General features: G+C 44.4%; 11 protein-coding genes. 10 read left to right on the top strand and 1 reads right to left on the bottom strand.

All coding sequences use genetic code 11. The annotated features are described in order from the left end of the window. The first annotated feature begins 127 nt into the window (after positions 1-127). Positions 128-1,480: an anaerobic C4-dicarboxylate transporter DcuC gene (dcuC, locus tag GF111_RS04690; RefSeq protein WP_038881007.1), complete on the top strand. Its 1,353-nt coding sequence runs from the start codon at positions 128-130 to the stop codon at positions 1,478-1,480. Between the two features lie 31 nt (positions 1,481-1,511). Here the strand turns inward: dcuC and GF111_RS04685 are convergent, their stop codons facing one another. Then, positions 1,512-3,095: a TerC family protein gene (locus GF111_RS04685; protein WP_038881010.1), complete on the bottom strand. Its 1,584-nt coding sequence runs from the start codon at positions 3,093-3,095 to the stop codon at positions 1,512-1,514. Positions 3,096-3,726: 631 nt separating this feature from the next. On the opposite strand from GF111_RS04685, the gene galU reads away from it, so the two are divergent. From galU to GF111_RS04640, 9 genes are all read left to right on the top strand, one after another. Then, the gene (galU, locus tag GF111_RS04680; RefSeq protein ID WP_038881014.1) at positions 3,727-4,626 is read left to right on the top strand and encodes a UTP--glucose-1-phosphate uridylyltransferase GalU; all 900 of its coding nucleotides are present in this window, start codon (positions 3,727-3,729) and stop codon (positions 4,624-4,626) included. 39 nt (positions 4,627-4,665) lie between these two features. After that, on the top strand, positions 4,666-5,559 hold the full coding sequence (locus GF111_RS04675) for a sugar phosphate nucleotidyltransferase (protein WP_055312448.1): 894 nt from the start codon (positions 4,666-4,668) through the stop codon (positions 5,557-5,559). A gap of 264 nt (positions 5,560-5,823) precedes the next feature. Then, positions 5,824-6,960 (top strand): polysaccharide export protein, encoded by a 1,137-nt coding sequence (locus tag GF111_RS04670; protein WP_047728112.1) that lies wholly within the window; start codon positions 5,824-5,826, stop codon positions 6,958-6,960. Positions 6,961-7,218: 258 nt separating this feature from the next. Next, the gene (locus tag GF111_RS04665; protein WP_047728110.1) at positions 7,219-9,381 is read left to right on the top strand and encodes a polysaccharide biosynthesis tyrosine autokinase; all 2,163 of its coding nucleotides are present in this window, start codon (positions 7,219-7,221) and stop codon (positions 9,379-9,381) included. Positions 9,382-9,421: 40 nt separating this feature from the next. Next, positions 9,422-10,660, top strand: coding sequence for an EpsG family protein (locus GF111_RS04660; protein WP_047728107.1), 1,239 nt, complete (start codon positions 9,422-9,424; stop codon positions 10,658-10,660). 25 nt (positions 10,661-10,685) lie between these two features. After that, complete coding sequence (locus GF111_RS04655; protein ID WP_053056826.1) at positions 10,686-11,693, top strand: glycosyltransferase family 2 protein; 1,008 nt, start codon at positions 10,686-10,688, stop codon at positions 11,691-11,693. An 18-nt stretch (positions 11,694-11,711) separates the two neighbouring features. After that, on the top strand, positions 11,712-12,461 hold the full coding sequence (locus tag GF111_RS04650) for a DUF4422 domain-containing protein (protein WP_047728105.1): 750 nt from the start codon (positions 11,712-11,714) through the stop codon (positions 12,459-12,461). Between the two features lie 195 nt (positions 12,462-12,656). Then, a complete protein-coding gene (locus GF111_RS04645; RefSeq protein WP_162420243.1) occupies positions 12,657-13,745 on the top strand; it encodes a glycosyltransferase in 1,089 nt (362 codons plus the stop codon). Between the two features lie 23 nt (positions 13,746-13,768). After that, on the top strand, positions 13,769-14,908 hold the full coding sequence (locus tag GF111_RS04640) for a hypothetical protein (RefSeq protein ID WP_047728103.1): 1,140 nt from the start codon (positions 13,769-13,771) through the stop codon (positions 14,906-14,908). Positions 14,909-14,913: the final 5 nt, after the last annotated feature.

Here is a 14,913-nt window from a genome sequence, read left to right as displayed (position 1 = left end):
CCCGCGATAATTTCTCTCCGTTACCTTGATGAAGGTCATGAAGACTCGCGCGCAGATTGTGCAGAGTAAGGGGCTGTTCTGCTATGACTATGCGCCTGAGCGCGAAAACATGACGAGTTGAGGAAACATGATAGAGCTTCTTATTGGCGCCGTAGTGGCGGCGGGCGTGGGCCGTTACATCATCAAGGGGTATTCCGCCACCGGCGTTCTGATGGTGGGCGGGTTACTGCTGCTAGGTATCAGCGCCCTGATGGGGAAAACGCTGTTGCCGTCCGGCGCGGCGTCTACCGGCTGGCGCGCGACCGACATGATCGAATACGTCAAGATTCTGTTGATGAGCCGCGGCGGCGATCTGGGCATGATGATCATGATGCTGTGCGGTTTCGCCGCTTACATGACGCATATCGGCGCCAACGACGTGGTCGTCAAGCTGGCCTCGCGCCCGTTGCAGATGATCAACTCGCCTTATCTGCTGATGGTGGCGGCCTATTTTGTCGCTTGCCTGATGTCATTGGCGGTCTCTTCCGCCACCGGCCTCGGCGTATTGCTGATGGCGACGCTGTTCCCGTTGATGGTGAACGTTGGCATCAGCCGCGGGGCGGCGGCGGCCATTTGCGCTTCGCCGGCGGCTATTATTCTGGCGCCGACCTCTGGCGACGTGGTGTTGGCGGCCAAGGCGGCGGAGATGCCGCTGGTGGACTTCGCGTTCAAAACCACGCTGCCGATCTCGATTGCCGCCATCGTCTGCATGGCCGTGGCGCACTTTTTCTGGCAGCGCTATCTCGACAAAAAGAACAATGAACAGCATCACATCATGGACGTCAGCGAAATCAACACCCACGCGCCGGGGTTTTATGCGATTTTGCCGTTTACGCCGATCCTCGGCGTGCTGATTTTCGACGGAAAATGGGGGCCGGAGCTGCATATCATTACCGTACTGGTCGGGTGCATACTGTTGGCGGCCGTGATCGAGTTTGTGCGCAGCTTCAGCGCCAAACTGGTATTCAGCGGCCTGGAAGTGGCCTATCGCGGCATGGCGGACGCTTTCGCCAGCGTGGTGATGCTGCTGGTGGCCGCGGGTGTGTTCGCGCAGGGGCTGAGCACCGTCGGCTTTATCAGCGGCTTGATCGGGCTGGCGCAGTCGTTCGGCACCGGCGGTTTGATCATGATGTTGGTGCTGGTGGTGATCACCATGCTGGCGGCCATGACCACCGGTTCCGGCAATGCGCCGTTCTATGCGTTTGTTGAACTGATCCCGAAACTGGCGGCGCAGATGGGCGTGAATCCGGCCTATCTGGTGATCCCGATGCTGCAGGCGTCTAACCTCGGCCGCACGCTGTCGCCGGTCTCCGGCGTGGTGGTGGCGGTTTCCGGCATGGCGAAAATCTCGCCGTTCGAGGTGGTGAAACGCACTTCGGTGCCGGTAATTGTCGGGTTGGTGGTGGTGATCGTGGCGACCGAGCTGCTGGTTCCCCAGTAAAAGAAAGGCCGGGCGATGCCCGGCCTCAATGCTAAACCTCGTAGTCCTCCGGTGGGGGAGGCGGGGTGATCTTCACTTTCAGGATGCGGTGGCTGTTGACCTCCAGCGGTTCGAACAGATAGTCACCGATCTTGATTTGCTCGCCTTCTTGCGGCACACGCTGGCTGTGTTCCATCAGCAGCCCCGCCAGCGTGTGGTATTCGCGCTTGTCTTCCAGCGGCATCGGCAGGTACAGCACCAGATCTTCCAGCGGCATATAGCCGTTGGCAATCCAGCTGCCGTCTTCGTTTTGCTGAATATCATGGCGTGCGTCCACCTCTTCGCCGGCCTCCGGCAGATTGCCGGCGATGGTTTCCATCACGTCCGTCAGGGTGACGATACCTTCGACGGAACCGAACTCGTCGACCACAAAGGCAAAGTGCGTCTGTGCCTGGCGGAACTGCTCCAGGGCGCTTAACAGCGTGAGCTGTTCCGGGAAGATCAGCGGTTGGCGTATCAACGCGCGCAGATCCAGCGGCGCCTGTGCCAACTGCTGTTTGAGGACGTCGATAGTATGGATAACGCCCAGCGGTTCGTCGCTGGCGCTGCTTTCCACCACCACGATGCGCGTGTGCTGATTACGCTCCAGCAATTGCGTCAGTTTCTCCTGCGGATCGTTCAGCTCGAGGTATTCGACGTCGTGACGCGAAGTCATGATGCTGCTGACCGTGCGCTGCGCCATGCCCAGCACGCGTTCGATCATGCGCCGCTCTTGCTGATTGAAGATCTCGCCGTTTTCGCTGTCGCTGTCTGCCAGCAGGTTTGCGGAGTGGCTGTCGACCTCCGCTTCTTCGTGTTTACCACTCAGCATGCGCAGTACCGCCTCGGCGGTGCGCTCGCGCAGTGGCCGCACCTTCGACAGGAAGCGCCGGCGGTTGAACTGGGCCAGTTGGTTCAAGGCCTCGATCATCACCGAGAAACCGATCGCCGCGTAGAGGTATCCTTTCGGAATATGATAGCCGAAGCCCTCCGCCACCAGGCTGAAGCCGATCATTAACAGGAAGCTCAGGCACAGGATAACGATAGTCGGGTGAGCGTTGACGAAGCGCGTCAGCGGCTTGCTGGCCAGCAGCATCAGGCCGATGGCGATACACACCGCGATCATCATCACCGCCAGGTGGTCGACCATGCCGACTGCGGTGATCACCGAGTCGAGCGAGAAAACGGCGTCCAGCACCACGATCTGCGCCACCACCGGCCAGAAACGCGCGCCTTTGCGTGCGCCGTGCTGCTCTTCATCCTTGCCCTCCAGCCGTTCGTTCAGCTCCATGGTGGCCTTGAACAGCAGGAATATCCCGCCGACCAGCATGATCAGATCGCGGCCGCTGAAGGGGTGCTCTGCGACGATGAACATCGGTTTGGTCAGCGTCGCCAGCCACGAGATGGAGGCGAGCAGCGCCAGGCGCATGACCAGCGCCAGCAACAGACCGACGACACGAGCCTTATCTCTTTGTTGTTTTGGTAGTTTGTCCGCCAGAATGGCGATGAAGACAAGGTTGTCTATACCCAGAACGATTTCCAGCACGACCAATGTGGCCAGGCCGGCCCAAATTGTTGGATCAGCGATCCATTCCATACGCCCAATTTCACCTGTAAGTTCTACGGCTTATGCCGCACGGGAATGATGGGCGCTGAGGCGGCAAAATTCAACTTTAATTCGAAGATGTAATAGTGAGTGAAGATGAGTATCGGGTTAAGATCTAAGGAAAAATAGGGGGCATCAATAAATTAAATGGCTATGCAGTGAGCTGGGAGAAATAGCGCACTTGTCATTTGGCTGTAAAATAACCAGAATGCAGTATTTTATTAAATATCATGATGTTATGATTTGATTCGTCAGTTTTTATATTATGAATTGGACGGTCCTAGTAGTCTTATTCTGAAAACGAGACAACTAGGGTATCTAAGGCTTGTGTCCAAAGATTAATAGTATAAGAATCTTAGCCATATAAACGGCCTAAATCGTCTGCTTTTGGTTATAAAAATACCTCTTTACATAGTATGACGAACCAAACGCCACTGGTAGCCATTGCGCGTGAAAAAATACAAATAAATCAGTGTGTTAATTGGTTTTCTCTCTTTCAACCACTGCAAGCAGCGCATTGGTAGCTGGAAGCCAAGGGCGGTAGCGTGTCTGCTATTGGCCGCTAAGCAGCGGGCAATGGATTAGCGTATTTTACAGAATAATGTGATTGTGGATAAAAAACATGCAAAAGAGACTTAAGGCTGTAATTCCGGTTGCTGGACTGGGGACGCGGATGTTGCCAGCAACTAAAGCAATTCCTAAAGAAATGTTACCGGTTGTCGATAAACCCTTAATTCAATACATCGTAAATGAATGCGTAGCTGCCGGGATTAAGGATATCGTACTGGTTACACACTCCTCGAAGAATGCGATTGAGAACCACTTTGACACGTCATTCGAACTTGAGGCGGTACTGGAATCGCGCGTCAAGCGTCAGCTACTGGAAGAAGTCAAAGGTATTTGCCCTCCAGATGTCACCGTGATGCAAGTGCGACAAGGGCAGGCTAAGGGATTGGGACATGCGGTGTTATGTGCTAGGCCGATGGTAGGTGATGAACCGTTTGTGGTGCTACTACCCGATGTTTTATTGGACGATGCTACGGCGGATCTGCATAAAGAGAACCTGGCCAAAATGCTGCAGCGTTTCGATGAGACTGGCCACAGTCAAATCATGGTTGAGCCTGTGCCTGAGGAAGATGTATCCAAATATGGCGTAGTGGATTGCGGCGGTGTGGTGCTGGAGGGGGGCGAGAGCACGGTTATGACGGCCGTGGTGGAAAAGCCTGCGCGTGAAGACGCACCTTCGAACCTTGCTGTCGTCGGACGCTATGTATTGGCTGCAGATATTTGGTCGTTGCTGGAAAAAACACCACCAGGTGCCGGTGATGAAATTCAGCTCACTGATGCTATCGCCATGCTGATGGAGAATAATACCGTTGAAGCTTTCCATATGAGTGGCAAGTCGCATGACTGTGGGGATAAGCTGGGTTATATGAAGGCGTTCGTCCAATATGGTTTGCGTCATCAAAAGGAAGGTGCCGCATTCACACACTGGTTAAAGCAGGTTTTGCACGATAAATAATGCAACGGGCATACAATCACAATTTTGAAGAGGATTATCATGACTAAGTTAAAGGCCGTCATTCCTGTTGCTGGATTAGGTATGCATATGTTGCCGGCGACGAAGGCGATTCCTAAAGAGATGTTGCCGATTGTAGATAAGCCGCTGATTCAATATATCGTTAATGAATGCGTATCCGCTGGGATAAAAGACATTATTTTGGTTACGCATTCCTCCAAAAATGCGATAGAAAACCACTTTGACACGTCGTTTGAACTGGAAGCTATGTTGGAGGCGCGTGTAAAGCGCCAATTACTGGATGAAGTAAAATCCATCATCCCAAAAGGGGTGACCCTGATGCATATTCGTCAAGGGCAACCTAAGGGGTTAGGGCATGCGGTGTTATGTGCTAAGCCATTGATTGGTGAAGAGCCTTTTGTGGTTGTATTGCCCGACATTTTGTTGGACGAAGGCAAAGCTGCACCCCAGAAAGATAATTTAGCGCATATGATTGCGCGTTTTGAGCAGAATGGTTCGAGCCAGGTGCTGGTTCAGAAGGCCGATGAACATGTTCTCTACGATTATTCTGTCGTTGAGTGCGAGGTGGATACTTTGCATCCGGGCGAAAGCGCCAGAATGACATCAATCGTCGAGAAACCTAGCCGTGAACTTCAGTTAAACTCCAATTATTCTGCTGTCGGACGCTATGTCCTTTCTGCCGAAATTTGGCCCATTTTGGAAAGAACCGAACCTGGCGCCTGGGGCCGAATTCAGCTGACTGACGCAATTGCCGAGCTGTTGCAACACAACACGGTGGAAGCGATGGAGCTGGTGGGAGATTCATTCAATTGCGGCGAGAAAATGGGTTACCTTCGTGCCTTTGTGACCTATGGTTTGCGACATCCAAGTCAGGGGGAAGCCTTTAGGACTTGGGCTAAGCAACTGTCGTTGTAAGGTCGCTCGATTTGACCGCATTGTACACCCTGCGTTTTGATATGGAGGGGAACGCTCAGTGCTCCTCACTACGTTGGACTCAGCTGTGGAAATACTCCATAATCATACGGCCCTGATTCTCAACGCTGGCTCAATACGAGCATGGTTTTCCGTCAAAATATCTGAGATATGACAGTGCTTATGACGCACATACGACGATGTAGCCCAGGTTGACCAGCTAACGTAGCTTGCAGATATATTTACTTTGAAAGTGATGATAACTCGATGGCAAAAAAACAATGGAAACTGATACCACTTTTGGTATCTATCGGTGTGGTTAGCGGCTGTACTATCGTACCGGGCTCTCATCTTTCAACCAGTGGCAAAGAGGTCGTCAAACAACAAGATAATGATTTTGACATCGATAAACTGGTTAATGTTTATCCGCTCACGCCAAGCTTGGTCGAGAAAATGCGACCTAAGCCAGTTGTTGCACAACCCAACTCCTCTTTAGAACGTGAACTACAGAACTATGAATACCGTATCGGTATTGGTGATGTCTTGATGGTAACCGTGTGGGATCATCCTGAACTGACCACTCCGGCAGGCCAATATCGGAGCGCCAGCGATACAGGGAACTGGGTCAATTCTGACGGTACTATTTTCTATCCTTACATTGGCAAGGTAAAAGTCGCCGGTAGAACCATGAGTCAGGTTCGCAATGATATTGCCGGTAGGCTTGCGCAATATATCGAAAGCCCGCAAGTGGACGTCAGCATCGCCGCCTTCCGTTCACAAAAGGTTTATGTTACAGGTGAGGTAGCAACATCAGGAAAGCAAGCAATCACGAACGTTCCTTTGACAGTTATGGATGCTATTAATGCCGCCGGTGGTTTAGCTGAGAACGCTGATTGGCGCAATGTAGTGTTGACTCATAATGGGCAAGAACAGCGCATTTCCTTGCAGGCACTGATGCAGCGTGGCGATTTGACGCAAAACCGTTTACTTTATCCTGGTGATATCCTCTACGTACCACGCAACGATGACTTAAAAGTTTTCGTTATGGGAGAAGTGAAAAAGCAAACCACATTGAAAATGGACCGCAGCGGAATGACGTTGACGGAGGCACTTGGTAACGCTGAAGGGATGGATCAGGCTGTATCTGATGCAACAGGTGTATTTGTCATTAGGCCTCTACGCGGTACGGAAGGTCAGAAACTGGCGAGTATCTATCAGTTGAATGCATCGGATGCGACGGCAATGGTCATGGGAACAGAGTTCCACTTGCAACCCTACGATATTGTTTATGTAACTACGGCTCCTTTGGCCCGTTGGAACCGCGTAATTAATCAGCTGTTACCAACTATTGTTGGATTTAACAACCTGAGCGAGGGCTCACTGCGTATTCGTAATTGGCCGTAACATATGAGAGTCGTGGCTCTCGCGTGTAAGTAAGTGGTGGCCATCTTCGTAATTATAAAGATGGCCACTAAGTACATTAATAGGCTAAACGTAACTGACTACTGAATTATCCTAAAATTAGCCACATGAAGTGAAGTCGAGATAAAATAATTACTCCCATTCATGATATTAATTCTCCGCGATGAGTCACATTTAGTACTCTAGAACCATGGCGCGCTTAATATGTCAGAAGTACCGAAGCCAATGACTGGAAACACTATGTCTGAAAAAAAACACGTAACTGAACCGTGCGACAGTGGCCAAATTAACAGCAATTTACATCATTTAGTTGGTGTGCTGCTTGAACATCATAAGTTTATTCTCGGGCTGGTATTCTTATTTGCGGGTATGAGTATTGGTTACACGTGGCTAGCAACGCCCATGTATCGCGCCGATGTGTTAATACAGGTTGAAAAAAATGCCGCCGACAGTTTAGTGTCGAATGTTTCTGATGCTTTCGCGCAAGATCAGGAAGTAAAAGATGCTGCTGAAATGGCTTTACTTTTTTCTCGACGTGTCATTGGTGAGGCTGTATCGACGCTAAAACTTGATATTGATGCTAAAGAAAAGGTTTTACCTGTAATTGGCACGCTAATCTCAAGAATTACCGGGGATAAAAAATATATCATCGTCGACGTTTTAGACGTTCCAGAGAACCTTCAGGATAAAACTCTTCAATTAGATATTATCTCTCAAAAAAAATATAAAATTATGACTGGGCAGGGTGATGTTATAACAGGAGAGTTTAATAAACCTACTTTGGAAGGTGGTATGTCCATTTTGATCAATAAAGGAAATTCTACTGTGGGGGACACTTTTGAGTTAGTAAAAAAATCTAAAATAACCGCAATTAACTCTGTTATAGCTAACCTCAGTTTCGTGAGTAACGCACGTGATAATGGTGTTTTTAGAGTATTCTATCAAGGGAAAGATCCTGAAAAAGTAGTGTCAACTCTGAATGAAATTGCTAAAAATTACCTTAATCAGAATATAAAGGATAAATCAGCGCAAGCGGAGAAAGGGCTTGATTTTTTGTCTAAGCAGCTAACTATTAAAAAAAATGATCTAATCCATGCTGAAGATGCGCTAAATATGTATAGAAGAAATAGCAACTCTCTTGATATGAGTTTAGAGGCTCAGCAATTATTAAAACGAGGGGTTGCATTAGACACCCAGCTAAATGCGCTTACGATACAAGAGGTTGATATATCGCAAGCTTACACGAAGGAATACCCATCGTACAAAGCCCTTCTGGATAAGAAAAAAACTATAGAAGAAGAACGTTCAAAAATTAACTCAAGTATTGCCAACTTACCAGAGAGTCAACAACAACTAATTCGCCTGAGTCGTGATGTTCTGGTAGGGCAGGCTGTCTATGTTTTGCTTTTGCAAAAAGAACAAGAGTTACGAGTCACTAAGGCGAGTATTATCGGTGATGTAAGAATCGTTGATTACGCAGAGTTGAAGACTGGAGTCGCGAGTCTGAATAGCAAGGTGATTATTTTCGTCTCTCTTTATCTTGGCTTCATATTTGCGTTTATATTGGTATTGTTGAAAACAATCCTTTATAAACGAGTTGAAAAAATCGAAGAATTAGGTCAACTGGGAGTGAGCGTACTAGCTACAATACCATTTTCCTCGATACAAGGTGAAATCATAAGAAAAGAAAAAAAAGGCGAGAGTAAAAAAATTCTCCAGCACACTACACTGGCTGATTTTGACCCTAGCGATTTAGCAATCGAAGCACTGCGTGGATTACGCACTTCACTACATTTTGCAATGGTTGAGTCTAATAATAACGTGCTAATGATCTCTGGTGTAAGTCCAGGGTGCGGTAAAACATTCATTAGCGCCAATTTCTCAAGTTTAATCACGATGTCTGGGAAACGAGTGCTTTTGCTTGATGCCGATTTGAGAAAGGGGTATATCCATGAGTTATTTTCTTTGAAAAATGAGTTGGGATTATCCTCCTTCCTTACGTCATCTGAGGTCGATATTAGTAAATACATCCAGCATGACGAGCGCACAGGATTGGATATAATTCCTAGAGGTAAGATACCGCCTAATCCTTCAGAGTTATTGATGACTGCTCGCTTCAAGTTTTTAGTATCAACATTAAGTAATATGTATGATTTTGTCATCATTGACACACCTCCTATTATGGCCGTTACCGATCCTTCTATTATTGGGAGGCACGCTGGAACAACGATGCTGGTAGTTGGATTCGCGAAAAATACTGTGAAAGAAGTTGAAATATCAATATCTCGATTTGAAAAGTCGGGAGTTAGTATCAGTGGGTTAATTGTAAATGGGTACGTTAAAAAAGCAACAGAGATTTACTCTGAAGGCTCATATTACAATTACGGATATAAATACCGATAAGCAAAGAAGTAAAAGAGCCATTTAAAATAAAGGTGAAAATATGGAGTTAACGGAAGTGCTGAACAAAAGGAATATGGTCCTTTGCTTATTGGTGCTGATTGCTATGGGCAGTTTCTTTGTTGCCCCCTATCTTACGATGGTTGGCTTTTCCGGAATAATGGCTTTTTATATCATTGCTAGTGATAGAGAAAAAAATTACTTGGCATACTTTTTTTTCTTTATTGCGATGACATTGATAACTTGCATTGTTATCTCCACAAAGACGCTTGATGCAATTATGAATGACAAGGTCAATTACCGACTATCTATGCTAGAAGGTAATGGCCTAAATATCGTTCAGTGGGTTGCCGATTTCCAGGGATCGGATTTCATTTCTTATTTGTTTCTGTATATTTCCGCATACTTATTCGGAGTGAACAACGAGGCATTTGCCTTCTTTTATTTTGTTAGTTTTACGTTACTCGTTGTGGGTCTTTATAGAATTACCGGAAACAGTTTTGCAATTATCTTGTTTATGTTCTGTTGTCAGTATACTTTTCAAGGGTTGTACGGGAATATTCTTAGGCAGTCTTTAGCCTTATCCTTTTTAGTTTGCGCACTCTCTTGTAAAACTATACGAAACGGAATGGCATTAATAATACTGGCGGCAATGAGCCACTTCTCATTTATAATGTACGGCCCTTATATCTTTTTAAGACGCTTCTTCCAAAAAGTTTCAACACCTCTAGCACTCGCTGCATTTGGGGCCACTTATGTTGTTGGGAAATACTTTTTTTCAATATTGGTGGCTTTTTTTCCGACAGGGAGTCTATTCTCAGAGAAAGCGGCAGTATATGACAATGATGCAACGTTTGAAGGTAGTGACTTTGGCCGGAAATTGGGAGCGATAGTTTTCTTTATCATGATTATAGAAGGGGGGAACCTTTTCCAAAAATATTTTTTAGAGTTAGATGAGTCTAGAAAGAGAACATTAGAAGATATACGTGGCTTCTTTATTTATGGTGCATTAATATTTTTTCTATGTACTTCGTTCGAAGAAATTTCGACGCGATATGCATTTAATTTAATGATCTTTGCGTTTACCTATGCCATTTTATTGGTGGGTGGAATAAAAGATTACATGCTAAAATGTATAATTTATCTTTCTTTGGTGGCTCTGTTATTATTAATGTATGTATACATCAATATTGTTAGTAACCAGTTTTTCTATTATGGGGATCTGGTCTCTATTATCAGTGATGATTTGCCTACTATTCTAAATAAAATCGGCGTATTTTAAACTGGTTGATATATTAGGACAATAAATGGGACCTGTAATTTTCAGCATAATTATACCTGCATATAATGTTTCTGAGTACTTATCAAACTGTCTTGCTTCTATAGTCAAGCAAGAAGGCTGTAAGTCATTCGAATGCATTATCATTAATGACGGATCGACAGATAATACCGGGGATATTGCAGAGTCGTTTATAATCAATGAGAAGGTGAAAAACTTCTATTATTATGAAAAGAAGAATGGTGGTGTGTCAGAGACTAGGAATTTCGGCTTAGAAAAAGCCTCTGGGGAATACATTGTTTTTATAGATGCAGATGACATCATATCGCCAAATTTACTGTATTTTCTGAGTAAAGCTATTGAAGAGCACGACGCTGATTTAGTGTACTATGATTTCGAAGTATTACGCGGAGAGTCAACAGAAGAAAGCAATGTTTTAAGCGACGATTTGAAATTCATATGTAGCGAAATGTCTAAGCAAGAGCTAGCATCCAAGCCTAATTATCCCTGGGCTAGAGCCGCAAAGAGAAGTCTCTATGAAAATATTGTTTATCCACTCGGGCTTATCTATGAGGATATTGTTAGTACAACTATTTTGAATGCTTTGTGCCAAAAACCTTATCACATAAAGAATGCACTTTATGGCTATAGAAAACGGCCAAATTCTTTGATGTCAGAGTCGGCACTTAAGCAACTGGTAATGTTTGAAACAATACAGTATTTGAAGATTGAATGCAGAAAGAACAATATAGCAGAAGTTTATTATAATTCTGCTGTTGTCAACCTTTCACGTTCTGCATTCATGAGCGTTTATCGTATCAAAGATAGAGAGAAATTTATTGCGGGAAGGCAAATGATGTGGCAAAGCTATCAGGAACTTCCTTTGATTGACGGCTTGCGCAGTTATGCCACTCATCTAGAAAAACTGATCTTTGTTATTATAAAGGCAAAAAAATTAGCAATACCAGTGTCATGGGGACTCGGTAAGCTAGTTAGCAGAATAGATGCTAAGCGCAACTCTCGTTTTAGTGATTAAGAATTAAAAAGGTGCAAAATGCTCATATATGTGGTCACCCATAAGGATTATCAGTTTCCGACAGATAATGTTTACAAGCCAATTAAAGTTGGTTCTGGAAAGTTGAATTCTGATATATTAACTGATGCAAGCGGCGAAAATATCAGCTCATTGAATCCTTATTTCTGCGAACTTACAGCCCTTTATTGGATATGGAAAAACGCGAGAGAAGATGTTGTTGGCTTGGTCCACTACCGCAGATATTTTTCATCTGGGAGCAATTCTGTTCAAATAAACGGCCGCGGAATATTAAGCCGTGAAGAGATCGACTCCGTACTAAGTGGATTCGATCTGATCGTGTCAAAGCCAAGAAACTATTACATTGTTAAAATAAAGGATCACTACATTAAAGCTCATGGGGAAAATGATTTTGAACTACTAAGGGCTGAGGTTGAAAAGAATGAACCAGCATATATTGAGAGTTTTGATGCGGTAATGAAGAGTAAAAAAATAAGCCTTTACAATATGTTCATTTCCAGGAAGGAGATTATCGATGAATACTGCGAATGGTTATTCGGGATTCTTTTTTCCTTAAAAGATAAGATTCCGTACGAAACTTATGATACCTATCAAAGACGTGTTTTTGGTTTCATGTCAGAGCGGCTCTTTAATGTCTGGATAAGGGCGAATGCTCACAGATTAAAAGTAAAAGAAATGGCTGTCGCCAATATTGAAGGTGAGAACGTTTTAAAAAAAGGCTTTGGGCTTATTAAGAGACAATACCTATGAAGTGAGTGGTTAAACTGAATTTTCCTGCAAGGAAATAAAAAGCGTACATTGTTGTTTTTTTATTTAGCAGTGAATGTATTTACTGCATAGTGTCAATTACGTCGGTAGCCAAGCATATACAGGATTTTTGGTGCTGAACAGGAATGCTAACTCGATGAGTTGATACATAACGGATGCGCGAAGAGGCTCGTGGATATGGGAAAAAAAATATTAATATTGACTTCATTCGTTTCAGGTATGGGGGGGGTGGAAAAGGTTATTGAGCGAACTAATACGATTTTATCTAAAAACAAAAAATACACAACACGTATTATTTCTCTCAGTGGCGGTCAGAGTAATTTAATGAATGGAAAAACAAAGTTTTTCTATACAGGGAAAGAGTCATGGATAAGTAATATAAACGGTTCGCGTTTCCCATTTCGGAGTGGAATAAAACACCTTGACTTTATTCTTCACGCCACATATATATTTTTTGTTCTCATTCGATATAGGCCCGATTATGTTGTCTGCACTGGTTTTGGTCAGCTTGTCTATGCGAATAAGATTCGTAACCTCTTTGGTCTCAAATATAAAGTGCTGTCATGGCCCCATTTTTCCATAGCGTCAGGGTTTGGAAATATAAAATATTCTACACAGGCAGATTACTGTCTAGGGATAAGTAAAGAGATAAATGATGAGTTTATAAAATCCGGCGTTGCACCTGAGAAGGTTATTTATTTCCCAAATCCCTTCTCTCGGATGGATATAATTAAAAGAAAAAATGATATTACAACCTTTGTCTTCATTGGCAGGTTACTGATTGATGGGCAGAAGAGGATTAGAGACATAATCGACGCAGCAGGAAAAGTAAATGGAGATTTTTGCGTAAAAATCATTGGCGATGGCGAAGATGCGGAACTGATCGAGAAGTATATAGAGAACAGCCCAGCCAATAAAAAATTCGAGCTGTTACGTGGATGGGTTAATGATCCTTGGGGACTCGCAGGTAATCCGAATGCCTTGCTATTAGCATCTGCTTTCGAAGGATTGCCCACAGTAATTGGTGAGGCGATGTCTAGAGGCATTGTCTGCATCAGCTCTGATTGTAAAACTGGTCCGAGAGATTTTATCGAGGATGAGGAAAATGGCTATCTGTTCCCTGTAGGCGATGTAGATAGTTTGGCAAATCTTATGCAGCGTGTTGTTGATGGCGATATAAATCCATCACCAGAAATAATAGCGAAGAGCATCGATTTCTTCTATGAGGATAGATATGAGGAGCGCTTGCTCAAGGTGTTCAATTAAGAAGTGTTATCCAGTATAGGCTAATGATGAAGAAAATTGCATACATAACATTATTGGACACGAGTGCCAAGAGCAATGGGGTAAACAAAAAAATATTTGCACAATGTAAAGCATTTATTAACCTGGGATACGATGTGGATATTTTCTCCATGACTAGCTATGGCTTGATGAAAACCAACCTCATCACAGGTGAGAGTTATGAAGAAAAATTAAACAAACGACGGAATATTTTATTTTACAACGAGGTCATTAATTATCTAAGCGGCAGTGACGATGATTACCACATGGTATATCTTCGACAACCATTCCCTACAATAAGAAGTGTTTGCTTTAGTCGTTTTATAAAAAAAATAAAACTAAAGGCTAAAAAAGTCATCTTAGAAATGCCGACGTACCCATTTCTTAATGAATCAAAAGGCCTCAAAGCAAAGTTTTACAACTTTATATTTAGATGGCAATTCTCCACTTCGAAAAAAAATATTGATTTAATTGTGTATATGGGGGCTCTCACTAAAGAAATCTGGGGCGTAAAGGCTCTAAGGATTTTCAATTCAGTGGACATCTCTCAAAATCCAATGACCAGAAGTTGTCTTTCTAAAACGCTTCATGATAAACCTATCAGACTAATTGGTGTTGCACAGCTGGCTTTTTGGCATGGCTATGATCGAATAATTACAGGCATGGCCGAGTATTACAAAAATAGCTCGAGTAGCAAGGCTGTATACTTTGATATTGTTGGGAGTTCTGACTTCGGGGGAGCGGAATCGGAACTCAAGGTTTTGGTTGATAAACTTAATTTAAGAAAGTATGTTGTTTTTCATGGACCACAGGATGGTGATGCATTAACTAAAATTTTCGAATCCTCGAACATCGCCATTGACTCATTAGGTCGTCATCGTAGTAAAAATGAATATAATTGCTCTTTGAAGTCAAAAGAATATTGTGCCCGGGGCCTACCGTTTGTTAAAAGTCACAAAGATGACGCCTTTGAAGGCACAAACTATTTTTACCAAGCTCCACCGGATGAATCAGCTATCGATATCAGAGCGTTATTAAATTGGTATGAGCGAGGGGATTTTGATCCCAATGACATGCGCTCTTTTGTAGAGAATAAACTAGTCTGGGAAGTACAAATGGAAAGGGTTATATCAGCACTACCGTAACACAT

The sequence above is a fragment of the Serratia sp. HRI genome, assembly GCF_010119335.3.
GTDB lineage: Bacteria > Pseudomonadota > Gammaproteobacteria > Enterobacterales > Enterobacteriaceae > Serratia > Serratia nevei.
This window is presented reverse-complemented; position numbering and strand designations above follow the sequence as displayed.